General features: G+C 72.5%; 26 protein-coding genes. 13 read left to right on the top strand and 13 right to left on the bottom strand.

What is annotated here, in order from left to right; all coding sequences use genetic code 11:
• Positions 1 to 12: 12 nt before the first annotated feature.
• Positions 13 to 1,725, top strand: coding sequence for a cation acetate symporter (locus OHB56_RS07015; protein WP_326751471.1), 1,713 nt, complete (start codon positions 13 to 15; stop codon positions 1,723 to 1,725).
• On the top strand, positions 1,722 to 2,927 hold the full coding sequence (locus OHB56_RS07010; RefSeq protein WP_326751470.1) for a histidine kinase: 1,206 nt from the start codon (positions 1,722 to 1,724) through the stop codon (positions 2,925 to 2,927). Before OHB56_RS07015 ends, OHB56_RS07010 begins: the two co-directional genes overlap by 4 nt.
• A 53-nt stretch (positions 2,928 to 2,980) precedes the next feature.
• Here the strand turns inward: OHB56_RS07010 and OHB56_RS07005 are convergent, their stop codons facing one another.
• From OHB56_RS07005 to OHB56_RS06980, 6 genes are all read right to left on the bottom strand, one after another.
• Entirely contained in the window at positions 2,981 to 3,157 is a 177-nt protein-coding gene (locus OHB56_RS07005; protein ID WP_107098506.1) for a hypothetical protein, read from the bottom strand.
• A gap of 13 nt (positions 3,158 to 3,170) precedes the next feature.
• Entirely contained in the window at positions 3,171 to 5,114 is a 1,944-nt protein-coding gene (locus OHB56_RS07000) for a protein kinase domain-containing protein (RefSeq protein WP_406352234.1), read from the bottom strand.
• A 113-nt stretch (positions 5,115 to 5,227) separates the two neighbouring features.
• Positions 5,228 to 6,178, bottom strand: coding sequence for a cytochrome c oxidase assembly protein (locus tag OHB56_RS06995; protein ID WP_326751468.1), 951 nt, complete (start codon positions 6,176 to 6,178; stop codon positions 5,228 to 5,230).
• 117 nt (positions 6,179 to 6,295) lie between these two features.
• Positions 6,296 to 7,321, bottom strand: a complete 1,026-nt coding sequence (locus OHB56_RS06990) for a 6-phosphofructokinase (protein ID WP_326751467.1) — start codon at positions 7,319 to 7,321, stop codon at positions 6,296 to 6,298.
• A 189-nt stretch (positions 7,322 to 7,510) separates the two neighbouring features.
• Positions 7,511 to 8,239 carry a type 1 glutamine amidotransferase gene (locus tag OHB56_RS06985; RefSeq protein WP_055573889.1) on the bottom strand — a complete coding sequence of 243 codons (729 nt, stop codon included), beginning with the start codon at positions 8,237 to 8,239 and terminating at the stop codon, positions 7,511 to 7,513.
• A gap of 44 nt (positions 8,240 to 8,283) precedes the next feature.
• Positions 8,284 to 9,522, bottom strand: a complete 1,239-nt coding sequence (locus OHB56_RS06980) for a MurT ligase domain-containing protein (protein ID WP_055592499.1) — start codon at positions 9,520 to 9,522, stop codon at positions 8,284 to 8,286.
• Between the two features lie 149 nt (positions 9,523 to 9,671).
• Here OHB56_RS06980 and def point away from each other — a divergent pair, with 149 nt between their 5' ends.
• Positions 9,672 to 10,250, top strand: coding sequence for a peptide deformylase (gene def, locus OHB56_RS06975; protein WP_326751466.1), 579 nt, complete (start codon positions 9,672 to 9,674; stop codon positions 10,248 to 10,250).
• A 107-nt stretch (positions 10,251 to 10,357) separates the two neighbouring features.
• Here the strand turns inward: def and OHB56_RS06970 are convergent, their stop codons facing one another.
• Entirely contained in the window at positions 10,358 to 10,999 is a 642-nt protein-coding gene (locus OHB56_RS06970; RefSeq protein WP_326751465.1) for a TetR family transcriptional regulator, read from the bottom strand.
• A 171-nt stretch (positions 11,000 to 11,170) separates the two neighbouring features.
• Here OHB56_RS06970 and OHB56_RS06965 point away from each other — a divergent pair, with 171 nt between their 5' ends.
• A complete protein-coding gene (locus OHB56_RS06965) occupies positions 11,171 to 12,397 on the top strand; it encodes an acyl-CoA dehydrogenase family protein (protein ID WP_326751464.1) in 1,227 nt (408 codons plus the stop codon).
• 169 nt (positions 12,398 to 12,566) lie between these two features.
• Positions 12,567 to 13,229 (top strand): transcriptional regulator, encoded by a 663-nt coding sequence (locus tag OHB56_RS06960; RefSeq protein ID WP_326751463.1) that lies wholly within the window; start codon positions 12,567 to 12,569, stop codon positions 13,227 to 13,229.
• Between the two features lie 45 nt (positions 13,230 to 13,274).
• On the opposite strand, the gene OHB56_RS06955 is transcribed toward OHB56_RS06960, so the two are convergent.
• The 5 genes from OHB56_RS06955 to OHB56_RS06935 form a co-directional block, all read right to left on the bottom strand.
• Positions 13,275 to 13,511: a DUF6213 family protein gene (locus OHB56_RS06955; protein WP_055594151.1), complete on the bottom strand. Its 237-nt coding sequence runs from the start codon at positions 13,509 to 13,511 to the stop codon at positions 13,275 to 13,277.
• A 25-nt stretch (positions 13,512 to 13,536) separates the two neighbouring features.
• A complete protein-coding gene (locus OHB56_RS06950; RefSeq protein ID WP_326751462.1) occupies positions 13,537 to 14,922 on the bottom strand; it encodes an NADP-dependent succinic semialdehyde dehydrogenase in 1,386 nt (461 codons plus the stop codon).
• A 77-nt stretch (positions 14,923 to 14,999) separates the two neighbouring features.
• Entirely contained in the window at positions 15,000 to 15,464 is a 465-nt protein-coding gene (locus OHB56_RS06945) for an NUDIX domain-containing protein (RefSeq protein ID WP_326751461.1), read from the bottom strand.
• Complete coding sequence (locus OHB56_RS06940; protein WP_406352229.1) at positions 15,461 to 17,020, bottom strand: ATP-dependent DNA ligase; 1,560 nt, start codon at positions 17,018 to 17,020, stop codon at positions 15,461 to 15,463. Before OHB56_RS06940 ends, OHB56_RS06945 begins: the two co-directional genes overlap by 4 nt.
• A gap of 59 nt (positions 17,021 to 17,079) precedes the next feature.
• Entirely contained in the window at positions 17,080 to 18,105 is a 1,026-nt protein-coding gene (locus OHB56_RS06935) for an NAD(P)/FAD-dependent oxidoreductase (protein WP_406352227.1), read from the bottom strand.
• Positions 18,106 to 18,167: 62 nt separating this feature from the next.
• Here OHB56_RS06935 and OHB56_RS06930 point away from each other — a divergent pair, with 62 nt between their 5' ends.
• The 6 genes from OHB56_RS06930 (at position 18,168) to OHB56_RS06905 (ending at position 23,613) form a co-directional block, all read left to right on the top strand.
• Complete coding sequence (locus OHB56_RS06930; protein WP_055594147.1) at positions 18,168 to 18,740, top strand: helix-turn-helix domain-containing protein; 573 nt, start codon at positions 18,168 to 18,170, stop codon at positions 18,738 to 18,740.
• Positions 18,741 to 18,879: 139 nt separating this feature from the next.
• Complete coding sequence (locus OHB56_RS06925) at positions 18,880 to 19,857, top strand: NADPH:quinone oxidoreductase family protein (RefSeq protein ID WP_326751458.1); 978 nt, start codon at positions 18,880 to 18,882, stop codon at positions 19,855 to 19,857.
• Positions 19,854 to 21,038, top strand: a complete 1,185-nt coding sequence (locus OHB56_RS06920; protein ID WP_406352224.1) for an acyl-CoA dehydrogenase family protein — start codon at positions 19,854 to 19,856, stop codon at positions 21,036 to 21,038. The genes OHB56_RS06925 and OHB56_RS06920 overlap by 4 nt, the downstream gene beginning before the upstream one ends.
• Before the next feature lie 65 nt (positions 21,039 to 21,103).
• The gene (locus tag OHB56_RS06915) at positions 21,104 to 22,210 is read left to right on the top strand and encodes an acyl-CoA dehydrogenase family protein (protein WP_406358956.1); all 1,107 of its coding nucleotides are present in this window, start codon (positions 21,104 to 21,106) and stop codon (positions 22,208 to 22,210) included.
• Between the two features lie 234 nt (positions 22,211 to 22,444).
• Entirely contained in the window at positions 22,445 to 23,308 is an 864-nt protein-coding gene (locus OHB56_RS06910; protein ID WP_406352222.1) for a phosphatidylinositol-specific phospholipase C/glycerophosphodiester phosphodiesterase family protein, read from the top strand.
• Between the two features lie 110 nt (positions 23,309 to 23,418).
• Positions 23,419 to 23,613: a hypothetical protein gene (locus tag OHB56_RS06905; RefSeq protein WP_326751455.1), complete on the top strand. Its 195-nt coding sequence runs from the start codon at positions 23,419 to 23,421 to the stop codon at positions 23,611 to 23,613.
• A gap of 64 nt (positions 23,614 to 23,677) precedes the next feature.
• Here the strand turns inward: OHB56_RS06905 and OHB56_RS06900 are convergent, their stop codons facing one another.
• The gene (locus tag OHB56_RS06900; RefSeq protein ID WP_326751454.1) at positions 23,678 to 24,076 is read right to left on the bottom strand and encodes a luciferase family protein; all 399 of its coding nucleotides are present in this window, start codon (positions 24,074 to 24,076) and stop codon (positions 23,678 to 23,680) included.
• 374 nt (positions 24,077 to 24,450) lie between these two features.
• Here OHB56_RS06900 and OHB56_RS06895 point away from each other — a divergent pair, with 374 nt between their 5' ends.
• Both OHB56_RS06895 and OHB56_RS06890 read left to right on the top strand, forming a co-directional pair.
• Positions 24,451 to 25,035, top strand: coding sequence for a TerD family protein (locus OHB56_RS06895; protein ID WP_326751453.1), 585 nt, complete (start codon positions 24,451 to 24,453; stop codon positions 25,033 to 25,035).
• Positions 25,036 to 25,081: 46 nt separating this feature from the next.
• Positions 25,082 to 26,152 (top strand): hypothetical protein, encoded by a 1,071-nt coding sequence (locus OHB56_RS06890; protein ID WP_406352220.1) that lies wholly within the window; start codon positions 25,082 to 25,084, stop codon positions 26,150 to 26,152.
• Positions 26,153 to 26,230 lie beyond the last annotated feature (78 nt).

The following is a 26,230-nucleotide window of genomic DNA, read 5'->3' as shown; positions in this document are numbered from 1 at the left end:
AACGCAGGCACCGTGAACTCCAGTTACGCCGTACCCGCCGTGGCCCTCGTCGTCCTGGCGACCATCCTCGTCGGCGCCTTCGGCCTGCGGATCTCGCGCACCACCTCCGACTTCTACGTCGCGTCGCGCACGGTCGGCCCGCGCCTGAACGCGGCCGCCATCAGCGGCGAGTACCTCTCCGCCGCGTCCTTCCTCGGCATCGCGGGCCTGGTCCTGGTCCAAGGCCCCGACATGCTCTGGTACCCGGTCGGCTACACCGCCGGCTACCTGGTGCTGCTGCTGTTCGTCGCCGCCCCGCTGCGCCGCTCCGGCGCCTACACGCTGCCCGACTTCGCCGAGGCCCGGCTCGCCTCGCAGGCCGTGCGGCGGCTCGCGGGCGCCTTCGTCGTCGGCGTCGGCTGGCTGTACCTGCTGCCGCAGCTCCAGGGCGCGGGGCTCACCCTGACCGTGCTGACCGGTGCCCCCGACTGGCTCGGCGGAGTGATCGTCGCCGTCGTGGTCACCGTCATCGTCGCCGCCGGCGGCATGCGCAGCATCACCTTCGTGCAGGCCTTCCAGTACTGGCTCAAGCTCACCGCCCTGCTCGTGCCCGGACTGTTCCTGGTCCTCGCCTGGCAGAGCGACGGGGCGCCCAGCCACGCCTTCGACGAACCCGCCACCTTCCGCGAACAGCGCGTGGTCCGCGTCGACGACACCGTCGACCTGCGGATCACCGTCCCGCTGGCCGTCACCGTGAACGGCACCGTCGACGGCCGCGAACACGACGGCACCGAGGTCCGCCTGCCCGCCGGCACCCACCGCATCGACGGCGGCACCCGGCTGACCTTCGCCGAGGGATCCGAGGTCCCGGCCGCGGGACGCGGCGCCGACGACGCGCTCTCGCCCTCCCGCGCCGAGTCCCGCGAGGAACGCCCGCTGTACGCCACGTACGGGCTGATCCTCGCCACCTTCCTCGGCACCATGGGCCTGCCGCACGTGGTGGTCCGCTACTACACCAGCCCGCACGGCGTCGCCGCCCGCCGCACCACCGTCGCCGTCCTCGGCCTGATCGGCGCCTTCTACCTGCTGCCCCCGGTCTACGGAGCCCTCGGCCGCCTGTACGCCCCCGAGCTCACCCTCACCGGCGACGCGGACGCCGCCGTGCTGCTGCTGCCCGGACGGATGCTCGGGGGAGCGGGCGGCGACCTGCTCGGCGCGCTGGTCGCCGGGGGAGCCTTCGCCGCGTTCCTGTCCACGGCGTCCGGGCTGACCATGGCCGTGGCCGGCGTGATCACCCAGGACGTCCTGCCCTCGCGCGGCGTACGGCACTTCAGGCTCGGCACGGTGCTCGCCATGGCCGTCCCGCTCCTGGCCAGCATCCTGGTCGGCGGGCTTCCGGTGGCCGACGCCGTGGGGCTCGCCTTCGCCGTGTCGGCCTCCTCGTTCTGCCCCCTGCTCGTCCTGGGCATCTGGTGGCGCCGGCTCACCCCGCCCGGCGCGGCGGCCGGCATGCTGGCCGGCGGCGGATCCGCCTTCCTCGCCGTCGCCGCCACCATGGCCGGCTATCCGGGGCAGGGTGTCTGGTACGCGCTCCTCGCCTGGCCCGCCCTGTGGTCGGTGCCGGTGGGCTTCCTCACCATGATCCTGGTCTCCCTGGCCACCCCCGGCCGGGTACCGGCCGGCACGCCGGCGGTGCTCGCCCGGTTCCACCTGCCGGAGGAACTACGGACGGAGGTGTCCAAGTGAGTGGATTCCTGGCGGGTCTGTGCGTCGCCGTCCTGCCCCTGCTGGCCGCGGGCTTCTGGCTCGGCCGGCGCACCGCGCGGCCGCCCGGACTGGCCGGCCTCGGCACACCCGTCGAGCACGCCACCTTCGAGACCCTGCACACCGCCTCCCTGGCCACACCCCCGCTCCGGGCCGGACTGACCGAGGAGGCCGCCGGCCGGTCCGCCCGCAAGCTGCGCTCCCTGCTCGGCACGGACGCCCTGTGCCTCACCGACCGCGAACAGGTCCTCGTCTGGGACGGCGCCGGCGCCCACCACCGCACCGAGATCATGGAACGTCTGGCCGGGCCCCTCGACTCCGGCCGCGGCGAGGCCTTCCCGCTCACCTGCGACACCCCCGACTGCGCGGTGCGCTGGGCCGTCGTCGCCCCGCTCACCGTCGACGACCGGGTGCACGGCACCCTCGTGGCCTGCGCGCCCCGAGAGTCCGCGGTCCTGGTCCGGGCGGCCGGAGAGGTCGCCCGCTGGGTCTCCGTCCAGCTCGAACTCGCCGACCTCGACCAGTCCCGCACCCGCCTGATCGAGGCCGAGATCAGAGCGCTGCGGGCGCAGATATCCCCGCACTTCATCTTCAACTCCCTCGCCGTGATCGCCTCGTTCGTGCGCACCGACCCCGAGCGTGCCCGTGAACTGCTGCTGGAGTTCGCCGACTTCACCCGTTACTCGTTCCGCAGGCACGGCGACTTCACCACCCTCGCCGACGAACTCCACGCCATCGACCACTATCTGGCGCTGGTCCGGGCCCGCTTCGGTGACCGCCTCTCCGTCACCCTGCAGATCGCCCCCGAGGTGCTCCCGGTCGCCCTGCCCTTCCTCTGCCTGCAGCCCCTCATCGAGAACGCCGTCAAGCACGGCCTCGAGGGCAAGGCCGACAAGTGCCACATCCAGATCACCGCGCAGGACACCGGCGCCGAAGCGCTCGTCGTGATCGAGGACGACGGCGCCGGAATGGACCCCGGCCTGCTGCGCCGCATCCTCGCCCGCGAGGTCGACCACACGGGGGGCATCGGCCTGTCCAACGTCGACGACCGGCTCCGCCAGGTGTACGGCGACGACTACGGCCTCGTCATCGAGACCGCGGTCGGCGCCGGCATGAGGGTCACCGTCCGGCTGCCGAAGTACCAGCCGGGCGTACACCTGACGGGCCGGCTCACACCGAAGTGAGCCGGCCCGCCGGGTGGGGGCCGCCGGCGGCCCGGCCGCGGACCGCGGGCGGCTCAGGCGCTGCGCGTGGCGACCATGGCGAGGGTGATCAGCCCCAGGACGACCCAGCCGAACCACAGCCATCCGTTGCTGCCGAGCGCCGCCGTGTAGGCCGTCACGGCGACGAGCCCGCCGACGGTGAGCACTCCCATGGTCTTCGTCGAGGTGGAACCGTTGCTGGTATCGGGCATCGCGACACCCTCCTCATGGCTCGGTTCCCTCCATGGTGCCCCCGTTCCGCCTTTTTACGGTGCACACGACGACACGGGCGCCCGTTTCCCAGGACCGCTCACCGGTCCACGACCCGGCCTCGTGGACGGACGGGTCGAAGCCGTAGTCACGCGGAGGCACGTCACGGGCGCACGCCGCGTCCGACACCCCGCGCGCCTCGGCGAGCGTGACGTCCTGGCCCAGCCGGGTGAATCCGAGGACCTGCTCGTCGTACCGGCCGCCGCACGGCACCAGCAGGGCCCGGCGCCCCGGACGCGCGTCCAGGCAGTCCCGGCGCTGCATCGGCGCGGTGTCCGCGAACGCCGTGCCGAACGGGCGCCGGTCCCCGAGCGGCCCGTACACCGGCCCGTGCGCGCCCAGGACCAGACAGGCGGTGCGCCGCCCGGCCTCCTCGAACCCGTCCGGGACCGGTACGACGGCGAGCGGGCGCACCGCGGCCATACGCCCGCGGAACTCCCGCGTGGCCTCCTCGCACCGGGCCGGACCCAGCTCCCGCGCCTCCTCGGCGGAGGAGGCGCCGACGAACCCCACGACCTGCCCGTCGACCCCCCGGCCCGCCGCGCCCGTACAGGCCGGTTCGACGCCGAGCCGGGGCACGCCCGAAAACCGGCGGCCGCCGGGCCAGACGGCACGCACGCAGTCGCCCCGCTCGAGCGGCTCGGCGAGCCCCACCGCGTCTCCGTACGGTGCCGTCGCGGCCCCGCCGTCGCCCGTCCGGTCGGCCAGCGCGTACCAGGCACCCCCCAGGGCCAGCACCACCCCGAGCCCGACGGCGACGGCGGCCCGCAGGACGGGGTGGCGCGGGCGCTGGTGCGCGGGGACGGGCCCGGCCGCCGAAGGGTCCGTACGTCCCGCGGATCCCACCGCACGTGCGGTGGGATCCGCGGGGGCAGCGGCTCCCGTGGGGCCTGAGGTGTCCGTGGGTCCTGCGGCGGCCGTGGGTCCGGTCGTGCTCGCAGCGGTTCCTGTCGTGCTGCCGGGCCGGTCCGGGGTGGCCCAGGGCGGCTGGGAACCCAGGTCGGTGGGCGGCCGGGTGTACGACGACTCCGCCTGCGGCGCGACGAGCCGCGACAGCTCCGCCTCCAGCACCCGAGCGGACGTCCGCCGCCCGGGATCCTTCTCGAGCAGTCCCCGCAGCACCGGCCCCAGGGCACCCGCCCGCACCGGCCGGCGCGGCTCCTCCGTGACCACCGCCGCGATCGACGCGAGCGGCGACTCCCGCTCGAAGGGGCCGCGCCCCTCGACGCCGTGGTACAGCGTGCAGCCCAGGGAGAACAGGTCGGCGGCCGGCGTCGCCGGGCTCCCGGTGGCCCGCTCCGGCGCCAGCCAGCCCGCGGTGCCGACCACTCCCGACGCCATGGTGTACCGCGTCTCACCGGTGTCCGGCTGCACGGAGATGCCGTAGTCGGTGAGCAGGACCCGCCCGTACGGGGCTCCGGTGAGGTCCGGGGCGAGCAGGATGTTCGCCGGTTTCACGTCCCGGTGCAGTATGCCCCGCTCGTGACCGGTGGCCAGCGCGTCCAGCACGGCCAGCCCGACCCGGGCGCACTCGGCGGGGGCGAGCGGGCCGCGCCGGGCGACCAGCTCCCGCAGATCGACGGCGCCCGCCGCGTACTCCATCACGATCCACGGCAGGCCTTCGTGCTCCACGACGTCGTGGACGGTCACCACATGCGGGTGGTCACGCAGACCGGCCGCGTGCCGGGCCTCCGCGCGGGCGCGGGCGACCCTGGTCTCCCGCTCCTGGCCGGGCTCGGCCGGATCGTGGAACACGATCTCCTTGAGGGCGACCTCGCAGACGAGTCTCTGGTCGTGGGCCAGCCAGACATGCCCCATGCCACCCCGGCCCAGCCGGTGCAGCAGCACATAGCGGCCGGCGACGACCCGGCCCGCTCCCGACGACGCGCGCAGTGCCATGACCGCTTCCCCCCGGCGGCTCGACCCAGCGGCTCATGGTACTGAAAGGCGGCACCCTTCAGGTGAATCGGGGAGAAAGTGAGCGAGGGGGAGCGAAAGTGACCGAAAGGGAATCATTTCCCCGGTGCGTGCAATGAGGTCAGATAGGCGTTGTACGCCTCGAGTTCCTTGTCCCCGTCGCGGTCCGCGGCCCGGTCGGTGCGCTTGGCCTGCCGCTGGTCCGAGGCGTACCACTGGAACAGCAGCGCGATCAGCACCAGCACGGAGGGGATCTCGCTGAACGCCCAGGCGATACCGCCGGCCGCGTTCTGGTCGGAGAGCGCGTCGATGCCCAGCGAGTCCGGCGGATTCTGGAAGGTCGTCACCATCGGCGTGGACGCCATCATCAGCGCGATGCCGAAGAACGCGTGGAACGGCATGCCCGCGAACAGCTCCAGCATCCGCATCAGGTACCCCGGCCGGTGCGGGCCCGGGTCCACGCCCATGATCGGCCAGAAGAAGATCAGGCCGACGGCGAAGAAGTGCACCATCATCGAGACGTGCCCCACCTGGGAGCCCATCAGGAAGTCGAACAGCGGGGTGAAGTACAGCGCGTACAGGCTCGCGATGAACATCGGGATGGTGAACAGCGGGTGGGTGACGACCCGCATGTAGCGGCTGTGCAGCAGCATCAGCAGCAGTTCGCGCGGCCCCTTGCGGCCACGGGCGGCCGGCGGCAGGGCGCGCAGCGCCAGTGTGACCGGGGCGCCGAGCAGGACCAGGATGGGCGACACCATGCTGATGACCATGTGCTGCACCATGTGCACGCTGAACATGACCATGCCGTAGTCGTTCAGCCCGGTGCACATCATGAGCCCGATGCTCAGCACGCCGATGAAGAACGACACGGTCCGTCCCACCGGCCACTTGTCGCCCCGTCGCATCAGACGGACGACCGCCCAGCCGTACAGCGCCAGCCCCAGCAGGCAGGCGACGAGGAAGAAGGGGTCCGCCGACCAGGCGAGCCCTCGCCCCAGCGTGAACGGCGGCAGATCCATGGTCGTGCCGTGCCCGCTGTGATCCATCCGCCGGCTCCGTTTCGTGGGGGTTGTGCGCCGTCTGTCCGCACCAGAGTAGAACCGCCCCCGGCCGCGACTGCGACCGGGGGCGGTTCTCCTCGGCGGCTGCCGGAACGGCAGGTGCTACAGGACACACTCCGCCTCGGCGTAGCGGGCGTCGGGCACGGTCTTCAGCGTCTCGACGGCCTCGGCCAGCGGCACCGTCACGATGTCCGTCCCGCGCAGCGCCGTCATCCGCCCGAACTCCCCGCGGTGCACGGCTTCCACGGCGTGCCAGCCGAAGCGGGTGGCCAGCACCCTGTCGTACGCGGTCGGCGTCCCACCGCGCTGGGTGTGCCCGAGGATCACCGGACGTGCCTCCTTGCCGAGCCGCGTCTCCAGTTCCACGGAGAGCTGCCGCGCGATCCCGGCGAACCGCTCGTGGCCGTAGACGTCCTTGCCGCCCTCGTCGAAGTCCATGGTGCCGGCCCGCGGCTTGGCGCCCTCCGCGGCGACCACGATGGCGAACCGCTTGCCCGCGGAGAACCGCGCGCCGACCTTCGCCGTCAGCTCGTCGACGTCGAAGGGCCGCTCCGGTACGACGATCGCGTGCGCGCCGGCCGCCATGCCGGAGTGCAGCGCGATCCAGCCGGTGTGGCGGCCCATGACCTCCACGATGAGCACCCGCTGGTGGGACTCGGCGGTCGTCTTCAGCCGGTCCAGCGCCTCGCTCGCCACCCCGACGGCCGTGTCGAAGCCGAAGGTGACGTCGGTGCCGGCGATGTCGTTGTCGATGGTCTTCGGCACGCCCACTATCGGCAGGCCGTTGTCCGACAGCAGCCGGGCCGCCTTCAGCGTGCCCTCACCGCCGATCGGGACGATCGCGTCGAGGCCGAGCTCCTGGACGTGCCCCTTGGCCCGCGCCACACCGTCCCGCAGATGCTCGGGACGCACCCGGGAGGAGCCGAGGATGGTGCCGCCGCGGGCGAGGATGCCACCCACCGCGTCGAGGTCGAGCTTGAGGTAGTCGCACTCCAGGAGGCCCTTCCAGCCGTCCCGGAAGCCGATGACCTCGTCGCCGTGGTCGACGACGGCGCGATGCACGACGGAGCGGATGACGGCGTTCAGGCCGGGGCAGTCGCCGCCGGACGTGAGGACACCAATGCGCATAGCCCGAAACAACCTTCTAGCCGTGGGCCGGGACCGGACCGCGTCGTCCGGTTCGATCCCCGCCACCCTAGCGGCACCGGGGGGTGGCGTCGAAGCACGCGTCCGCCTACTGGACGACCCCGCTCACCTGTGCGGACCAGCTGTCAGACGGGCCGGACGGCACCGGCCCGTCCGACGCGGGCGCGGGTGTCACGCGGGCTGCTGCGAGGCCGCGATGCGCTCGCCCCGCAGTGCCTCGTACCAGTGGTCGTCGGTCGGCGGCAGCGCGTTGACGTCGAGCGCCAGCTTCAGCAGCAGGTCCGCGATCTGCGGGTTGCGGGCCAGCACCGGACCGTGCATGTACGTGCCGAACACGGTGTCGTTGTAGGCGCCTTCGGTGCCGTCCCCCGTGCCGTTCCCGTTGCCGAAGCGCACCCGGGCGAGCGGGCGGGCCGTCGGACCGAGGTGGGTGACGCCCTGGTGGTTCTCGAAACCGGTCAGCGGCGGCAGACCCAGCGGCGGGTCGATGTCGCCCAGCACGTCGCCGACGCACCGGGCGCCCTCGCCGCGCACCGAGACGACGTCGAGCAGGCCGAGGCCGGGCTCCCGCTGGCCGAGGTCGTTGATGAACTCGTGGCCGAGGATCTGGTAGCCGGCGCACACGGAGAACACGATCGCGCCGTTGCCCACCGCACGGTGCAGGCCGCCGTCCCGGCGCAGCCGCTCGGCGGCGAGCCGCTGCGGACGGTCCTCACCGCCGCCGATCAGGTAGATGTCGCCGGACGTCGGGATCGGCTGGTCGCTGCGCACGTCCAGCCGGGCCACGTCGAGGCCACGCTGCCGGGCCCGGCGTTCCACGACGAGCACATTGCCCTGGTCGCCGTAGGTGCTCAGCAGGTCGGGGTAGATCCATACGATCCGCAGACCGTTGTCGCTCATGAAGTCACTGTCCTTGTCAGTTACGTCGCGATGCGTCGCCGGCGTCAGTTGCCGACGCGGCGGCGCAGGTCCTGGAACGCGGTGTAGTTGGCGATGACCTCGATCCGGCCCGGCGGGCACTGCTGCAGTGCCTGGTCGAGGTCCTCGCAGACCTGGAACTGCTGGTTCGCGACCTCGAGCCGCACCGCGAGATCCAGCTTCCGGTCGCCGAGGACGACGATCGGGTGGCCGGTCAGCCGGGTGTAGTCGACGTCCCACAACCAGGAGGTGTCGGTGCCGTCGGCGGAGCGGGCGTTCACCGACAGGATCACCGGGGTGGGCGGGGGGTCGATGAGCGAGAACGTCTCCAGCCAGCCCGCGGGGTTCTTGGCGAGCAGCAGCCGCAGGTCACGGCCCTGGTACTGGACGACGTCGTACCGGCCGGCGACGGCCTGCACCTGGTACATGCGCTCCAGGGCGACCTGCGGGGGCACCCCGAACACCGCGGCGACGGCCGCGGAGCTCGCGGCGTTGGCCTTGTTGGCGCGGCCCGGCAGCTGGAGGTGGATCGGCCAGGCGGAGCCGTGCGGGTCGAGGACGTGGTCGCCGGAGAGCGCCCAGCTCGGGGTGGGACGGCGGAAGCCGCACTCGCCGCAGAACCAGTCGTCGCCGGGGCGCTGCATCACACCGCCGCAGGACGGGCAGGACCAGGCGTCGTCCTTCCACATCTGGCCCGCGGCGACCCAGATCACGTTGGCGGAGGAGGAGGCGGCCCAGACGACCAGCGGGTCGTCGCAGTTGGCGACGATGACCGCCTTGGAACCGGCCAGGCCCTCGCGCCAGTTCTCCGCGAGCATCCGCGTCTCGCCGGCCCGGTCGAGCTGGTCGCGGGAGAGGTTGAGCAGGGCGATGCACTTGGGGTCGGTGTCCCGGGCGACGCCGGCGAGGTACTTCTCGTCGACCTCGATGACGCCGAACTTCGACTCCGAGCCGCCCGCGAGCGCCGAGGTGATGCCCGCGGGCATGTTGGCGCCCAGGGCGTTGGACACGACCGGTCCGGCGGCCCGCAGGGCCTCCGCGATGAGCCGGGTGGTGGTGGTCTTGCCGTTGGTCGCCGACACCAGGATGCAGTCCAGGTTCTGGGCGAGCCGGGCGAGGAGATCAGGGTCGAGTTTGAGTGCCACCCGGCCGCCGATCACCGAACCGCTGCCGCGCCCCGCAGCGCGTGATGCCGCTGCGACCGCCCTGCCGGCGGTCACGGCGAGCTTGGCCCGCGGCGTGAGCGGGTCCGAGTTGCCTGCCATCAAGTCTCGATCCTCCTTGCGTACGCGCCGCGCCTGTGGCTGGCGGCCACGTGGTGTGAACCTCAGCCTATCGAGATCCATTCGCACTCCAGAACCACGTCGCCACCCATGAGACGGGCGTTGCTGCAAAGGACCGTACTCTGACCGCCATGCGAGACGGTTCCATCCCCGGTGTCCACGGTCGAGTCCGGCCCCTCACCCTGCTCGGCGACCCGGTGCTGCACGCGCCCTGCGAGGAGGTGACCGACTTCGGCCCGGAACTGGCCCGCCTCGTGGAGGACTTGTTCGCGACGATGTACGCCGCGCAGGGTGTGGGCCTGGCCGCCAACCAGATCGGCGTGCCGCTGCGGGTGTTCGTGTACGACTGCCCGGACGACGAGGACGTCCGCCATCTGGGACATGTGGTCAACCCGCGGCTGGTCGAGACGGACGGGGTGGTGGTGCGCGGCCCGGAGGGCTGCCTGTCGCTGCCGGGCCTGGAGGCGGGGACGGAACGTCACGACCACGCGGTCGTCGAGGGCCGCACGGTGACCGGGGAGTCGGTCACCGTGCACGGCACGGGTTTCTTCGCCCGGTGCCTGCAGCACGAGTGCGACCACCTGGAGGGCCGCGTCTACGCCGACCGGCTGACCGGCTGGCGCCGGCGCAGGCTCGACCGCCAGGTGCGGCGGGCCTCCTGGAACGGGCGGGACCGAGGGGCGGGCGGTGCTGCGGAGGCGGGGGACTGAGGGAGCGGGCGGGAAGGAAAGGACGGGCGGGACGGAGGGGGCGGGCGCGGCCTCCCGGAGCGGGCGGGCCCGATGGGGCGGTCGGGCCCGCCGAGGCGGTCCGGGGCTCAGAACCCCGGACCGCCGACCCGGTCGCCCGCCGCCGCCAGCCGGCCCCACAGCAGGTCGGCCAGGCTGCGTACCAACTCCGCCCGGGAGCAGGGACGTTCGCCGAGCCACCAGTCGCCGGCCGCGTGCATCATGCCGACGATCCCGTGCCCCCACACGCGGGCCAGTTGCTGGCTGCCGGGCCCGAGGTCCAGCCGCTCCTCGATGACCTGGGCCAGTTCCTCGCCCATGCGCCGCAGCAGCGGCGCCGAGTGCTTGCCGACGTCGAAGCCCTGGTCGCCGGGTGAACCCTCCGCCGGGTGCATCAGGAACCGGTACACCTGGGGCCGCAGTTCTATCGCCGCGAGATAGGTGTCCAGGGTGTTCTCGACCCGCTCCCGCCGGTCCGCCGGGGCGTCCAGCGCCGCCCGCAACGAGGCCAGCAGGGCGTCGGTGTGCCGCTGGGCGAGGGCGGCGTACAGTCCTCCCTTGTCGCCGAAGTGCCGGTAGAGGATCGGTTTGGTGATGCCCGCCTCGGCGGCGATCGCGTTCATCGAGGCATGCGGGCCCTCGCGCAGCACCACCCGGTCGGCGGCCTCCAGCAGCTCGCGCCGGCGGCGGTCGGCGGACCGCTGCTGATCGGTCCGCTGTGTGGTGTCCATGATCTCTCCCCACCCCTGCTGATTCGGTGACGCCTGCGCAAACTAACACTGACGGTGTGACCAGCGGTGAACGGGATGACGGGGGCCCGGGGGAGTTGACTTTTCCTACCAGCCGGTAACAGACTTTGGTTACCGCAAGTAACATGCACGTGCGTCGCCGCTGGAGGGGACATGGCCGAGTTCACCATGGAGCTCAACGAGGAACAGAGGGAAGTCCAGGAGTGGCTCCACGGCTTCGCCGCCGATGTGATCCGCCCCGCGGCCGCCGAGTGGGACGAGCGCGAGGAGACTCCCTGGCCGGTCATCCAGGAAGCCGCCAAGGTCGGCATCTACTCACTCGACTTCTACGCCCAGCAGTACTTCGACGCCACCGGCCTCGGCATCCCCATGGCGATGGAGGAGCTGTTCTGGGGTGACGCCGGCATCGCCCTGTCGATCGTCGGCACCGGCCTCGCCGCCGTCGGTGTCCTCGCCAACGGCACCGAGGAGCAGATCGGCACCTGGATCCCCCAGATGTACGGCGACGTCGATGACGTCAAGGTCGCCGCCTTCTGCTCCTCCGAGCCCGACGCGGGCTCCGACGTCGCCTCCATGCGGACGCGTGCCGTGTACGACGAGGCCAAGGACGAGTGGGTGATCAACGGCACCAAGACCTGGGCGACCAACGGCGGCATCGCCAACGTCCACGTCGTCGTCGCGGTCGTCGACCCGGAGCTCGGCTCCAAGGGCCACGCCTCGTTCATCGTCCCGCCGGACACCCCCGGCTGTTCCCAGGGCCAGAAGTTCAAGAAGCACGGCATCCGCGCCTCGCACACCGCCGAGGTGATCCTGGATAACGTCCGCGTGCCCGGCTCCTGCCTGCTCGGGGGCAAGGAGAAGCTTGACGAGCGCCTCGCCCGCGCCCGGGAGCGTGCCGAGCAGGGCGGGGAGAGGGTGAAGAACGCCGCGATGGCCACCTTCGAGGCCTCCCGCCCGGCGGTCGGCGCCATGGCGGTCGGCACCGCCCGCGCCGCCTACGAGGTCGCCCTGGAGTACGCGCAGACCCGCGAGCAGTTCGGCCGCCCGATCATCGACAACCAGGGCGTCGCCTTCCAATTGGCCGACATGCGGACCCAGATCGACGCCGCCCGCCTCCTGGTGTGGCGTGCCTCCTGGATGGCGGTGAACGGCAAGCCGTTCACCGCGGCCGAGGGCTCGATGTCCAAGCTGTACGCCAGCGAGACCGCCAAGCAGGTCACGGCCCAGGCGATTCAGATCCTCGGCGGCAACGGCTACACGCGTGAGTACCCGGTGGAGCGCATGCACCGCGACGCGGCGATCTACACCATCTTCGAGGGCACGAGCGAGATCCAGCGTCTGGTCATCGCCCGCACCCTGTCCGGCATGCCCATCCGCTAGGCGCCGCAAGGAGCTGAGGTGGGGAGCGGCGGGCCGCCGGCGTGGAACCACGCCGCCGGTCCGCCGCTCCGCCGGGTCCCCGCGGGTGACGCCCGCCCGGATCTCGGGGGACCATGGTGGGGAAGCCGGTCGTCCCACGGACCGGCCGACCGACGCGACGGAGGCCGCGATGACGCGCACGGCCCGGGAACTGCTGGAGACGATCACGCGGGAACTGGCCCCGGACCCCCGGTCCAATCCGCTCGTACCACTGATCGCCCGCGGTGAGGCCGACCGGGACACCCTGGCCGCGCTCGCCCTGGAACAGAGCTGGGTGATCCCCGCCGACCGCCGCGCGTTTCGGCACCTGGCGGACCGCTCCGCGGACCAGCCGCGGGCCGCCGCGTACTTCACCGCCCTGGCCGAGGGCGAGGAGCTGGCGGCGGCGCGACTGGACGCCTTCGCGGCGGCCTGCGGCGTGGACCGGGAGCGCGCTGCGTCGTACGACCCGCTGCCGGGCTGCCAGGCTTATCCCGCCTACGTCGCCTGGCTGGCCCTCAACGCGGCACCGGCGGACGCCGTCCTCTCGGTGACCGCCAACTTCTCGGCCTGGGGCGGCTACTGCGCCACCATCGCCGAGGCGCTGCGCACCCACTACGGCTTCACCGACGAGGCCTGCGGATTCTTCGACCTCTTCGCCGAACCGGCCCCCGGCCTGGACCGGACGGCGGCCGAAGCGGTCCAGGACGGCCTGGACACGGGCCTCCTCGACGAGAGCCTGGCGCGGGGGTACGGCCACCTGCTGCAGAGCTACGAGTCACTGTTCTGGAGGACGCTGCTCCGTCCGGTCTGAGCACGCGGCCGGAGGATCGCCGCCCGCGCTTCTCCAGGGCGGGTATCAGGCCCTGCTTCCGCTGCTGTGGGCGATGCACGCCACGTCGATCCGGTCGGCCAGCTTCGCCAGTTCGATGGTGAGCGCGGCGACCGTGTCCTCGTCGAGTCGTTCGTCGCCGGACTCGACGAGATGCAGCCACCGTCCGCCCATCGTGCGCAGCAATTTGCTCACGTCCGCCGCGGAGACCTGCAAGGTACCGCGGTGGTCGACGATCAGAGGCAGAGTCACTTCGCGGTTCACAGACCGGATCGTAGCCGCGGGAGCGTCACGCACCGTGCCAAACCGTGGTGATGTTGCAGAACTCGCGGATTCCGTGCCCGGACAGCTCACGCCCGTACCCGGACCGCTTGACCCCGCCGAACGGGAGCGCCGGATGGGACGCCGTCATCCCGTTCACGAAGACGCCGCCCGCCTCCAGGTCCCGGACGAACCGGCCGACCTCGGCCTCGTCCCGCGTCCAGACGTTGGAACTCAGGCCGAACGGGGAATCGTTGGCGATCAGCACCGCCTCGTCCAGGTCCGCCGCCCGGTACAGCGTGGCGACCGGGCCGAAGGCCTCCTCCCGGTGGACGCGCATGTCGCGGGTGATCCCGGCCAGGACGGTCGGCGGGTAGTACCAGCCGGGCCCGTCGGGGAGTTCGCCGCCGCACAGCACGCGCGCCCCGGACCGTACGGCGTCGTCGACCAGTTCGACCAGGTCCTTTCGGCCCTGCTCGCTGGCGAGCGGGCCGACATCCGTGTCCTCGTCCATGGGGTCGCCGGTCGTCAGTGCCCGCATGCCCCGGGTGAAGCGTTCGGCGAACGCGTCGTAGACATCCGTGTGCACGATGAACCGCTTGGCGGCGATACAGGACTGCCCGGTGTTCTGCACCCGCGCGGTGACCGCGACCTCGGCGGCCCGGTCCAGGTCGGCGGAGGGCATGACGACGAACGGGTCGCTGCCGCCCAGCTCCAGCACCGTCTTCTTGATCATCTCCCCGGCGGTGGCGGCCACCGCGCGTCCCGCGGGCTCACTGCCGGTGAGGGTGGCCGCCCTGACCCGCTCGTCCCGCAGGATGTCGTCGACCGCGGCGGAGCCGATGAGCAGGGTCTGGAAACAGCCCTCGGGGAAGCCCGCCCGGTGGAACAGGTCCTCCAGGTAAAGGGCGGTCTGCGGCACGTTCGAGGCATGCTTGAGCAGGCCCACGTTGCCGGCCATCAGCGCGGGCGCGGCGAACCGTACGACCTGCCACAGCGGGAAGTTCCACGGCATGACGGCGAGCACCGGGCCGAGCGGCCGGTAGCGCACCAGGACCCGGGAGGCGCCGGAGTCCTTCACGTCGGACGGGTCGGGCTCCTCGTCGGCGAGAAGGTCCGCGGCGTGGTCGGCGTACCAGCGCATCGCCTTGGCGCACTTCGCGGCCTCCGCACGGGCCTGTCCCACGGGCTTGCCCATCTCGGTGGTCATCACCTCGGCGATGCTCCGCCGGTCCTCGTCGAGGAGGTCGGCGGCCCGGTGCAGCAGACGGGCGCGCTCCTCGACGGTCGTCGTCCGGTACGTGCGGAACGTGGCCTCCGCGAGCTGGAGCCGGCGCTCGGTCTCCTCCTCGCCCATGGCCTCGTAGGTCCTGAGCGTCTCGCCGTTCGCCGGATTCACCGTTGCGATGGGCATGGCTGGCCTCCCTGGGGACGGAGCGTGCATGTCGACCCTCCCGCGCTACGGTGGGCGTCGCAACGCGGAAGGGTTCCTCAGCGTGAGTGCTCCGCCAAGCGGTCGAGAAACGCCGCCTGGGCGGAGACGACCAGTTCCCGCGCCCGGTCCAGGGCGAGCCACTGCACCCGGTCCAGCTCCGGGAACTCCCGCGTCCGGCCCGATTTCGGCGGCCACTCCATCCGGAAGGTGCCGGGCACGACGGCCGCCGGGTCGAGGTCGCCCTCGACGGCCCAGGCCGTGACGGTCTTGCCGCCCGACTGCCGGACCTCGCCGAGCGGCACGGCCTCCCCGTCGGGCGGCGGCAGGCCCAGCTCCTCCTCGAACTCCCGGCGCGCCGCGTCCCAGGCCGTCTCACCGGCGTCGTACTCGCCCTTCGGCACCGTCCACGCGCCGGCGTCCCGGCGGGCGAAGAACGGGCCGCCCATATGGCCGAGCAGCACCTCGAGCCCGTGATCGGTGTGCCGGAACACCAGCAGGCCGGCGCTTCGGACGCCCCTCACGGGCCTGTCTCCGGGTGAGCGGCGAGCAGGGTCTCCACCGTGTCCGCCTCGTCCGGGCTCTTGTCCTCGCGGTAGCGGACCACCCGGGCGAAGCGCAGGGTGACACCGGCCGGGTAGCGGGTGGAGCGCTGGAGACCGTCGTAGGCGATCTCCACGACGAGTTCCGGGCGCACGGTGACGACGTACGCGTTCGTGTCGCTTCCGCCGGTGCCGGGTCCGGTGGCCAGTTCGAGCAGCCGTTCGGTCTGCCACGTCAGCATGGCGTCGGTCATCCCCTTGAAGGTCTTGCCGAGCATCACGAAGCCGCCGTCGGCGGTGCGGGCGCCCAGGTGCAGGTTGGACAGCTTGCCGGTACGGCGCCCGTGGCCCCATTCGGCCGCGAGCACCACCAGGTCGAGCGTGTGCACGGGCTTCACCTTCAGCCAGGACGCACCGCGCCGCCCGGCGCTGTAGGGGGCGTCGAGCCCCTTGACCACGACTCCCTCGTGACCGCGCGCCAGCGTCCCGGCGAGGAAGTCCTCCGCCGTCCGCACGTCCTGAGGTCCGGACACCCTGGTGCTCCGTACCCGCATGGACTGCGGCACCAGCCGGGCCAGTTCCGCGTGCCGGTCGGCGAAGGGGAGATCCAGCAGGTCACGGCCGTCGACGGACAGCGCGTCGAAGAAGACGGCGGAGACGGGCACGTCCCGGGCGGCCGTGGCCACGTCCACCCGGGAACCGACCCGCCCGGAGATCTCCTGGAACGAACGGGGCCGCTGCCGCTCGTCGAACGAGACGACCTCGCCGTCCAGGACGAACCGCTCGCCCGGCAACGCCCTTGCCGCCGCCGTCACTTCGGGCAGCCGGTCGGTGATGTCGTCCAGGGTGCGGGTGTGCACGCGCACCGTCTCGCCGTCGCGGTGCACCTGGACGCGGATGCCGTCCAGCTTCTCCTCGACCGCCGCCGCCCCCAGTTTCTCCACCGCCTCGGCGACCGAGGAGGCGCTGTGCGCCAGCATCGGCAGCACGGGGCGCCCCACGGTGAAACGGAACCGCCCCAACGCCCCGGGGCCGTCCGCCAGCAGGGCACCGGCCACGGCCTGCAGCGAGCCCGCCAGCATCACCGCCCGCCGCACCTCCGCCGCCGGCGCCCCGGTCGCCCGCGCCAGCCCTTCCACGGCGACCGCGTCCAGGGCCCCCTGCCGCACCTCGCCGCTGAGCAGACCGAGCAGGAACCGCTGCTCGTCCTCGGTCGCCGCGCCCAGCAGCTCCCCGATCAGCAGGGCCCGCTCGGCCTGCGAACCGGGGCCGGACACCCCGGCGAGCCGGCCGAGCAGGGCGTCGACGGCGCGGACGGTCAAGGTCGCCCGCTCCGCCGGGGCGACCGGCCGGCTCAGGGTCTTCCAGCCCACACCGATCCGGCCCTGCGGCAGCCGGCCCGCCAGATACGGGATGACGACGGGGACGTCGGCCGCCTCCGAGTCCCGGAACAGCTCCGCGAGCAGCGCGATCTTCCGGGACCGCGCCGAGGTGGCGGCGACCTCCTGCGACACACGGGCCAGTCGGGACAGCAGCATGCAGCCATGGTGCTACGGGGTCCGGCGTTCCACACCCGGGTCGCCGAAGCGGCCGCGGATCACGCGGTCACCGCGGCGTCCAGGTCCGCCATCAGCAGATCCCCGACGATCGAGGCCGCCGCCCGGTAGCCCCCGCTCGCCGCGTGGACGACCTGTTCGGCGAAGCCGACCGCGTTGCCCGCCGCCCAGACGCCCGGCACCGAGGTCAGGCCCGTCGGGTCCACGACCGGGTAGGCGCCGAACGGGGTCTCGGACAGTTCGGCGCCGAGCCGCTCCAGCAGACCCGTCCGCGGCACTGGGCGCGGCCCGACGTACAGCACGGAGCGGGCGTGGACGGAGCCGTCGGTCAGGCGGACGCCGGTGAGCCGGTCGTCCTCGACCACCAGTTCCGCGACCTCGCCGGGCACCACACCGGCACCGGCCGCGGCCAGCCGGCGCAGGTCCTGGTCGGACAGCTCCTCCTCGGCGACCGTGTGCAGGAAGAAGGTGACGTCCTTGGACCACCGGGACACCATCAGCGCCTGGTGCACACTCATGGCGCTGGAGGCGAGCACCCCGAACGGCTGGTCGCGGACCTCCCAGCCGTGGCAGAACGGGCAGTGCAGCACGTCCCGTCCGAACCGTTCGGCGACCCCGGGGACAGCGGGCAGTTCGTCCTTCAGCCCGGTGGCGACGATCAGCCGCCGCGCGCGGACGGCCCGGCCGTCGTCCAGCAGGACGGCGAACCCCGCGTCACCGGTGCCGGCACCGTTCCGGGTCACGTCCGTCACCCGGCCCGTGAGCAGTTCGACGCCGTAGCCCGCGATCTCCTCACGGCCGGCGGCCAGGAACGCGGCCGGTGACATCCCGTCCCGCGACAGGTACCCCTGCATGTGGGACGAGGGCGCGTTGCGCGGTTCGCCTGCGTCGACGACCAGGGTCCGCAGCCGGGCCCGGCCGAGCACCAGCGCGGCGGACAGCCCGGCCGCGCCACCTCCGACCACCACCACGTCGTAGCCGGTGCCGGTGCCGTCCGTCCCTCCGGTCCCGTGCGCGCGTCCTCCGCGGGTCTTCCCGCTCTTCCCGGTCATGGTGACCACCTCCACGTCGACCGTCGCCCGAGTACTACCGGATTGACAAATGCCTTTGCCGATCCTGCAATATCCGTATGACTACCGACGACGTTCTCGCGGATGTGGGTCCCCGGCTGCGACGGATCCGGAAGGAGCGGGAGGTGACCCTCGCGGGGCTGTCCGGGGCGACCGGCATCTCCGTGAGCACCCTCTCGCGGCTGGAGTCCGGGCTGCGCAAGCCCAGCCTCGAACTGCTGCTGCCGATCGCGCGGGCCCACCAGGTGCCGCTGGACGAACTGGTGGGTGCGCCGCCGGTCGGCGATCCGCGCATCCGCTCCAAGCCGTTCCAGCACTGCGGACGCACCCACTGGCCGCTCACCCGCCAGCCCGGCGGACTCCAGGCCTACAAGGTGCTCGAACCGCAGCGCACGTTCGAGCCGGAGCCCCGCACGCACGAGGGTTACGAGTGGCTGTACGTGCTGTCCGGCAAGCTGCGGCTGGTGCTGGGCGAGCACGACGTGGTGCTGACGGCGGGGGAGGCGGCGGAGTTCGACACGCGCGTGCCGCACGCCTTCGGGTCGACGGGGGAGGGGCCGGTGGAGTTCCTCAGCCTGTTCGGTCCGCAGGGGGAGCGGATGCACGTACGGGCACGTCCCAAGCGGTCCTGAGGGGCGGGGCGCCCCCCTGGCGGACCGGGGCGCGGGAGGCCGTGACGCGCGAGACGGTTCCCTGGAAGCAAGCGACCGCTTAGTATGCGGTGGACCCGGTCAGGGGACCCCGACGTTCACAGCCCCGTGGAGGCTCCGCATGCAGGCATGGCAGGTGCACGAGACCGGCGAGCCGGGCGAGGTGATGAGCCTCGTGGACGTGGAGCGGCCCACGCCCGGTGAGGGCCAGGTCCTGCTGAAGGTGCGTGCCGCGAACATCAACTTCCCGGACGCGCTGATGTGCCGGGGCCAGTACCAGGTCAGGCCGCCGCTGCCGTTCACCCCGGGCGTGGAGATCTGCGGTGAGACCGAGGACGGGCGCCGGGTGCTCGCCAACCCCGCGCTGCCGTACGGCGGTTTCGCCGAGTACGCCGTCGCGGACGCCGCCGGACTGCGCTCCGCCCCGGACGCGCTGGACGACGCCGAGGCCGCCGCCCTGCACATCGGCTACCAGACCGGCTGGTTCGGGCTGCACCGCCGGGCCGGCCTGGAGGCCGGCGAGACGCTGCTCGTGCACGCCGCCGCGGGAGGGGTCGGCAGCGCGGCCGTGCAGCTCGGCAAGGCCGCCGGCGCCACCGTCATCGGCGTGGTCGGCGGCGGGGCGAAGGTCTCCGTCGCCCGCGAACTGGGCTGCGACGTGGTGATCGACCGGCGTGAGCAGGACGTCATCGCCGCGGTGAAGGAGGCCACCGGCGGCCGGGGCGCCGACGTGATCTACGACCCGGTCGGCGGAGAGGCCTACGCCCAGTCCGCCAAGGTCGTGGCCTTCGAGGGCCGGATCGTGGTCGTCGGCTTCGCGAGCGGTGCGATTCCCAGCCCGGCGCTGAACCACGCCCTGGTGAAGAACTACTCGGTTCTCGGCCTGCACTGGGGCCTCTACAACACCAGGAACCCGAAGCTGGTCCAGCACTGCCACGAGCAGCTTCTGGAGCTGGCCGCCCGGGGCGCCGTCAAGCCGCTGGTCAGCGAGCGCGTGCCGCTGTCCGGTGCCGCCGACGCCGTGCAGCGGGTCGCGGACGGCGTCACCACCGGACGCGTCGCCGTGCTGCCCGCGGCGGAGAACGGAGCCGTCGCATGACCGACGCAGCCGAACTGAGGCGGCGCACCCAGGAGTTGCTGGCCGCGCACCCGCCCGCCACCACCGCCCGCCTCGACTTCCTGCGGGCCCGCTTCGACGCGGGACTCGCCTGGGTGCACTACCCCGAAGGGCTCGGCGGACTCGGCGCCCCGCGATCCCTCCAGGCCGTCGTGGACGCCGGACTGGAGGCCGCCGGGGCGCCCGGCAACGACCCGCGGCGCATCGGCATCGGCCTGGGCATGGCCGCGCCGACGATCCTGCAGTACGGCACGGAGGAGCAGCGGCGACGCTTCCTGCGGCCGCTGTGGACCGGGGAGGAGGTCTGGTGCCAGCTGTTCAGCGAGCCGGGCGCCGGGTCCGACCTGGCGGCCCTGGGCACCCGGGCGGTCCGCGTGGACGGGGACGCCTGGGTGGTCGACGGGCAGAAGGTGTGGACCTCCAGCGCCCACGCCGCCCGCTGGGCCATCCTCATCGCCCGCACCGACCCGGACGTGCCCAAGCACCGGGGCATCACCTACTTCGTCTGCGACATGACCGACCCCGGCGTCGAGGTACGGCCGCTGCGCCAGATCACCGGTGAGGCCGAGTTCAACGAGGTCTTCCTCACCGGCGTCCGCATCCCCGACTCCCGCCGGCTCGGCGAGGTCGGCGACGGCTGGCGGGTCGCGCAGACCACGCTCAACAACGAGCGCGTGGCCATCGGCGGCATGCGGCTGCCCCGTGAGGGCGGCATGATCGGCCCGGTCGCGAGGACCTGGCGCGAACGTCCCGAACTGCGCACCCACGACCTGCACCAGCGTCTGCTCGGGCTCTGGGTGGAGGCCGAGGTCGCCCGGCTCGCCGGTGAACGCCTGCGCCAGCAGCTCGTCGCGGGCCAGCCGGGCCCGGAGGGCGCCGGGATGAAGCTGGGCTTCGCCCGCCTCAACCAGCAGATCAGCGGCTTGGAGGTGGAACTCCTCGGAGCCGAGGGCCTGTTGTACGACGATTGGACCATGCGGCGCCCCGAACTGGTCGACTTCACCGGTCGCGAGGCCGGTTACCGCTACCTCCGTTCCAAGGGCAACAGCATCGAGGGCGGGACCAGCGAGGTCCTGCTGAACATCGTCGCCGAGCGCGTCCTGGGCCTCCCGGCCGAGCCGCGTACCGACAAGGACGTCGCCTGGAAGGACCTGGCCCGATGAGCACGACGAGCCCGACGAGCCCGACGAACTCGACGAGCGGGACGGGGGCCGGCCCGGCGGGTCCGGTGAGCGCCCAGCCCGATCTCCTCTACTCGGAGGAGGAAGAGGCGCTGCGCGCCGCCGTCCGGGACCTGCTCACCGACCACTGCGACGCGGCCCGGGTGATCTCCCGCACCGAGTCGGACGCCCCGCACGACCTCTCCCTGTGGAAGGCGCTCGCCGACGGCATGGGCCTCGCCGGGCTGCTGGTGCCCGAGGACCGCGGCGGCCAGGGCGCCACGCACCGGGAGGCCGCGGTCGTCCTCGAGGAACTGGGGCGGGCCGTCGCCCCCGTGCCCTATCTGACCAGCGCCGTCGTGGCCACCGAGGCGCTGCTGGCCTGTGCCGACGGGGGCGAGGTGCTGGCCTCGCTGGCGTCCGCGCGCCGGATCGGCGCCCTTGCCGTTCCTCTGCACACCGCCCCGGGGGCGTTCTTTCCCGCCGCCCGTGCGGCGGACGGCGTCCTGCACGGCGAGCTGACCGGCATCGCGGACGCGGACGCGGCCGACGTGCTGCTCGTCCCGGCGGACGACGGCGGGCTGTACGCCGTCGAGGCGGACGCCGTCGGCGTCACGGTAACCGGGCAGACGTCCCTGGACCTGACCCGCCCCCTCGCCCGCGTCGTCCTGGACGGCGCCCCGGGGCGCCGGGTGGGCGACGCCGGACCCGCCGTACGACGGGCTCTGCGCGCGGGTGCCGGACTGCTGGCTTCGGAACAACTCGGTCTGGCCGAATGGTCATTGACGGAGACCGTCCGTTACCTGAAGGATCGAAGGCAGTTCAACCGGCCGGTGGGCGGTTTCCAGGCGCTCAAGCACCGGCTCGCCCAGCTGTGGCTCGAGGTCGTCAACCTCCGTGCGGCGGCCCGCAACGCGGCGGACGCGCTGGCCGCCGACCCGGCGGCCGCGGGCGACGACACCGATGCGGCCGTCGCCGTCGCGCAGGCCTATGCGGGCCAAGTCGCCGTGCACGCCGCCGAGGAGGCGCTGCAACTGCACGGCGGCATCGGGATGACCTGGGAGCATCCGGTCCACCTGTACCTGAAGCGGGCCAAGGCCGACTCGATCGCCTACGGTACGGCGGGCGCCCACCGCGAGGCGCTGGCCGGACTCGTCGACCTGCAGGCACCCTGACGTAGCGTCATACACCTGTCCGCACAGTCGAATCCGCCGGGTACCGGTGCTCGTGCCCGGCTGAGCGTCCCGCACGAGAGCCCGCCGTCACGGCGGGCTCTCCCGCGCGTCCAGCTTCCCGCGAGGTGAACGTGCGACGGCGGATCGGACAACTCGCGTCACGGTACTGCTCCTTGGTCCTGCGCGGACCTCATACTCCAGAGGTCCCCGTACGCCGTTCCAGGGAGGCGGAGCATGGCCCTCACCACCCGTCGCAGAGCCCTCACCACCCTCGGCAGTGCCCTCGCGGCCTCGTTGGTCCTGCCGGCCACCCAGGCCCTGGCCGGTGAACACCGTGACCTTCCAAGGCCGTTGTGGCGAGCCCACGCCCACAACGACTACGAGCACCCGCGTCCCCTCCTCGACGCCCTCGACCACCGCTTCGGCAGCGTCGAGGCCGACATCCACCTCGTCGGCGACCAACTCCTCGTCGCCCACGATCCCGAGGACCTCGACCCGTCCCGCACCCTCGAGTCCCTCTACCTCGACCCCCTCGCCGCCCGTGTGCGGGCCCACCACGGGTCGGTGTACCGATGGCACCGCACCCCGCTCCAGCTGCTCATCGACATCAAGACCGAGGGCGCGTCCACCTACCTCGAGCTCCACCGCCATCTCCGGCGGTACCGGCACCTGTTCACCACCTACGCGGGCGGCCGGGTGCTGCCCGGTCCGGTCGCCGCCGTCATCTCCGGCGACCGCGCCGCCCGCGCCCCCATGGAGGCCCAGCGGGTACGGCATGCCTTCTACGACGGCCGACTGGCCGACCTCGGCGGCCCGGCCCGCTCTTCCCTGATCCCGCTGATCAGCGACAACTGGACGCTCCACTTCACCTGGCAGGGCGTCGGCGCGTTCCCCGCCGCCGAGCGGCGGAAGCTGCACGACATCGTGGGCGCCGCGCACGGACGCGGCCAGGCGGTGCGGTTCTGGGCCACCCCCGACCTGCCGGGCCCCGCCCGGGACGCCCTGTGGGGCGAACTGGTCGCCGCGGACGTCGACCACCTCAACACCGACGACCTCGCAGGGCTGGAATCCTTCCTCGACGCGTACCGCCCGCGGTAAGTCGTAGACACCACACGTTCGGAGGACAGCTCAGCCGCCCGGACGAACCCCCCGCTACGCCACACTTGCGGCCGAACGCCGCGAAGCGGACGTGGCGGAGGAGGTTGACGATGGCCATTTCCATCTCTGTGGTGCTGCTGCTCGCGATCCTGGCGGTGATCTTCCTGCGCAACGGCGGACTCAAGCTCTCCCACGGGATCGTCTGCCTGCTGCTCGGGTTCTGTCTGGCCGGATCGGGTATCGCCCCCGCCATCCACAGCGGCCTGACGGTGACGGCGGACATCGTCAGCGGTCTGCGGCCGTGAGGAGGTCCGGGGCCGCCGGCGCCGGAGGTTCCTGACCGGCCGGGGGCGGGGCCGGGGCGTCTTCTCAGTGTTCGGTCACCGGGTCGCGCGGCAGCACCGTGACCCGGTGGAAATTGCATCCGGAGGACGCCGGCGCGGGGGAGGGGGGAGGGGCGGTCTGGTGGGCCTTGAGGGCGACGCTCACCAGGGTCAGCAGCAGGTCGATGTCGGTGGCGCAGTCCAGATGAACCGTCACCCAGTGGGAACCCGGGACCAGTTGGATCGCGGTCGAGGCGCTCAGGTCGTAGCGGAAGCGCTGGATGGCGCGGCGGGTCAGGTGGAGGTCGACATCCCGTCCCGTGTGGAAGTGGACGACCTCTTCGCGGGCGAAACGGAGGGCCTGTCCGGTACCGCACCCTGCCTTGCAGGCGGTGAGATCGGGCCAGGCCCGAAGTCGCTCCATGGCTTGCTGCGCCGGTGTCATGGCCTCATAGTGACCTGCTCACCGTGCGGCAACCAGTGGTTGGGCGTTTCGTAATCGATCAGTGAGGCGATGCGTCACTCACGCATGACCGCATCATGACGGGAAGTCACCTCACGGCCGTGCGCGGAGCCTCCGTTCCCGTGTGCGACAAGGACGGGTCGAAACCGAGCGGCGGCCGGCCCGCCCTCGACCGTGCGGAACTCGGGGCGCGGCCGACGTGAGAGCGCCGGCGGCAGGCCTGCCGGCAGGGGCCCCGCCTGCCCTCCTCGGGGCCGGTCGCAGGGGCCGGTCGCAGGGGGCGGTCGCAGGGGGCGGACAAGGCATCGGGCACACTTTGCGTGTTGTAGTCCGTCTTGATGAAGGATGACCTGCTCATGATCACGCTCACGAAGGAAGACGGCCCGGCGGACCTGGACGGAGTGACCCACCTGTCCATCGGAGCCTCCTGGGACCCGACCGCCGGCAGCAGCGGCGGATTGCTGGGCAAGCTGCGCCACAAGACCGGCACGGACCTCGACCTGATCGCCATTGCCATGCAGGGCGGGGACCCGGTGCGCCTCGCGGGTCTCGACTCGCTCGACCCGCTGGGCAACGGCTCGCTGGTCCACAGCGGAGACAACCAGACGGGACACGGCGACGGGGACGACGAGACGGTGACCGTCGAGTTCGCCCGGGTCCCGTCCAACATCACGTCGATCGTGTTCGTCGCCGCCGCCTACAAGAAGGGCAGTGCCTTCCAGAAGGCGCGCAACATCAGTTTCAAGGTCTACGACGCCACCGGGGGCAGCACCCAGCAGGTCGCCGACATCTGGCCGAGCATGCTCACCCAGGACAACTGCTGCGCCGTGGCCAAGGCGATCCGGGTCGGTGGCACGTGGAAGCTCGAGGTGATCAATGTGACGGGCAAGGTCAAGCAGGGTGACGAGCATGCCCTGATGCGGTTCGCTGTCAGCAAGTAACGGGAACGGCCGGCCGAGCCGGCCGTACAGACATGGGGGCGGGGCCGTGGCGAGCCAGGTGTTCTACGGCGAGCGGTCGAGGAATCCGCTGGCACGGACCGTGGAACTGACCGGGGACCGGCTGCGCAGGGGCGGCAGGATCACGCCGTTGGGCGAGCTGAACCTCGGCGCCATGGCCGAGGCGTTCCACCGCGGATTCTGGCTCGGCGGCGGCGGGACGGAACGCCCCTTGGAGTGGCTGCCGGAAGGGGCCGGGGTCGTGCCGGTGACACGGGTCACCGGCACGACCACGCCGTTGAAGGCACGACAGGCCGCGCAGTTCGCCCGTGCCCTGGGGGAACTGGCGGTCGAACGGTGTGGAGGGCCCGACCAGGTGACCGCGCTGGCGGACCGGGCCCGTGCCGAGGGTGTGCCGCTGTGGATCGCGCGGCGGTTCGCGCAGGGGCCCGCCGGGCCGGTCACCGTCGCCGTGGACCGACGACTGGTGCGCGTGGACGTGTGGGGGCCGGGCGCTCCCGTGGTGCGGATCCGGGCGCCGCGCGGTTTCCACCCCGACAGCCCCGAACCGGACAAGGGCCTTCGGCTGACCGTCGGCGACGTTGCCGCGGAACTGGTTCTCCAAAAGAAACTGCGCAGGTCCAAGAGTTCCGTGGAAGTGCGACTGCCCGACCGGCACTGGGTGCTGTCGAGGAAGGACACGGAGAGTTCGTGGTTCCTGCGCGACGAACGGCGTGCGGCTCTCCTGACACGTCCTTCGCGTTGGCCGGCACCGGAGCAGGACACGGTGCTGCTGCCGTTGGCCCCCGTGCGGTACGAGAGCCCCGACCCGCTGGACGCCGTCATGGCACAGGTCTTCGCTGTCGCCTTCGGGCTGGGGAACACGACCGGTTCGGCCCGGTTCCGGTCGAAGCACCGCCCGGGGTACGGGTATGAACCGGCCGACGCCGATGACGCGTCGTGGGACCGTCCCTGGTTCAGCAATCTCGGCCGGGGGAGGGACGACAACGAGCCCGGCGGCGGCGACGGCTGGGGCTCGGACGGGGGCGACGGCGGGAGCGGCGACGGTGGTGGCGGTGACGGCGGTGGTGGTGACGGAGGCGGAGGCGGCGGGGATTAGCCGCGAGGCCACCGGCCGCATCGACGTCCCCCTCACCCCACCCCGGCGGCGGCAACCGGCCACCACGCCCCACTGACC

This window comes from Streptomyces sp. NBC_01635 (assembly GCF_045209715.1).
Lineage (GTDB): Bacteria > Actinomycetota > Actinomycetes > Streptomycetales > Streptomycetaceae > Streptomyces > Streptomyces hirsutus.
Note: the sequence above shows the minus strand (reverse complement) of the source record. Positions and strands in the feature narration are given on the sequence as shown.

What these genes read in the sequence shown, in the direction of transcription:
- OHB56_RS06910 (WP_406352222.1), top strand. Translation starts at nt 22,445, where the DNA reads ATGGCCCTCACCACCCGTCGCAGAGCCCTCACCACCCTCGGCAGTGCC.
- OHB56_RS07000 (WP_406352234.1), bottom strand. Translation starts at nt 5,114, where the DNA reads ATGGCACTGCGCGCGTCGTCGGGAGCGGGCCGGGTCGTCGCCGGCCGC.
- def (WP_326751466.1), top strand. Translation starts at nt 9,672, where the DNA reads ATGCGAGACGGTTCCATCCCCGGTGTCCACGGTCGAGTCCGGCCCCTC.
- OHB56_RS06895 (WP_326751453.1), top strand. Translation starts at nt 24,451, where the DNA reads ATGATCACGCTCACGAAGGAAGACGGCCCGGCGGACCTGGACGGAGTG.
- OHB56_RS06925 (WP_326751458.1), top strand. Translation starts at nt 18,880, where the DNA reads ATGCAGGCATGGCAGGTGCACGAGACCGGCGAGCCGGGCGAGGTGATG.
- OHB56_RS06940 (WP_406352229.1), bottom strand. Translation starts at nt 17,020, where the DNA reads ATGCTGCTGTCCCGACTGGCCCGTGTGTCGCAGGAGGTCGCCGCCACC.
- OHB56_RS06965 (WP_326751464.1), top strand. Translation starts at nt 11,171, where the DNA reads ATGGCCGAGTTCACCATGGAGCTCAACGAGGAACAGAGGGAAGTCCAG.
- OHB56_RS06985 (WP_055573889.1), bottom strand. Translation starts at nt 8,239, where the DNA reads ATGAGCGACAACGGTCTGCGGATCGTATGGATCTACCCCGACCTGCTG.
- OHB56_RS06980 (WP_055592499.1), bottom strand. Translation starts at nt 9,522, where the DNA reads ATGGCAGGCAACTCGGACCCGCTCACGCCGCGGGCCAAGCTCGCCGTG.
- OHB56_RS06950 (WP_326751462.1), bottom strand. Translation starts at nt 14,922, where the DNA reads ATGCCCATCGCAACGGTGAATCCGGCGAACGGCGAGACGCTCAGGACC.
- OHB56_RS07005 (WP_107098506.1), bottom strand. Translation starts at nt 3,157, where the DNA reads ATGCCCGATACCAGCAACGGTTCCACCTCGACGAAGACCATGGGAGTG.
- OHB56_RS06970 (WP_326751465.1), bottom strand. Translation starts at nt 10,999, where the DNA reads ATGGACACCACACAGCGGACCGATCAGCAGCGGTCCGCCGACCGCCGC.
- OHB56_RS06920 (WP_406352224.1), top strand. Translation starts at nt 19,854, where the DNA reads ATGACCGACGCAGCCGAACTGAGGCGGCGCACCCAGGAGTTGCTGGCC.
- OHB56_RS06995 (WP_326751468.1), bottom strand. Translation starts at nt 6,178, where the DNA reads ATGGATCACAGCGGGCACGGCACGACCATGGATCTGCCGCCGTTCACG.
- OHB56_RS06905 (WP_326751455.1), top strand. Translation starts at nt 23,419, where the DNA reads ATGGCCATTTCCATCTCTGTGGTGCTGCTGCTCGCGATCCTGGCGGTG.
- OHB56_RS06960 (WP_326751463.1), top strand. Translation starts at nt 12,567, where the DNA reads ATGACGCGCACGGCCCGGGAACTGCTGGAGACGATCACGCGGGAACTG.
- OHB56_RS06900 (WP_326751454.1), bottom strand. Translation starts at nt 24,076, where the DNA reads ATGACACCGGCGCAGCAAGCCATGGAGCGACTTCGGGCCTGGCCCGAT.
- OHB56_RS06930 (WP_055594147.1), top strand. Translation starts at nt 18,168, where the DNA reads ATGACTACCGACGACGTTCTCGCGGATGTGGGTCCCCGGCTGCGACGG.
- OHB56_RS06990 (WP_326751467.1), bottom strand. Translation starts at nt 7,321, where the DNA reads ATGCGCATTGGTGTCCTCACGTCCGGCGGCGACTGCCCCGGCCTGAAC.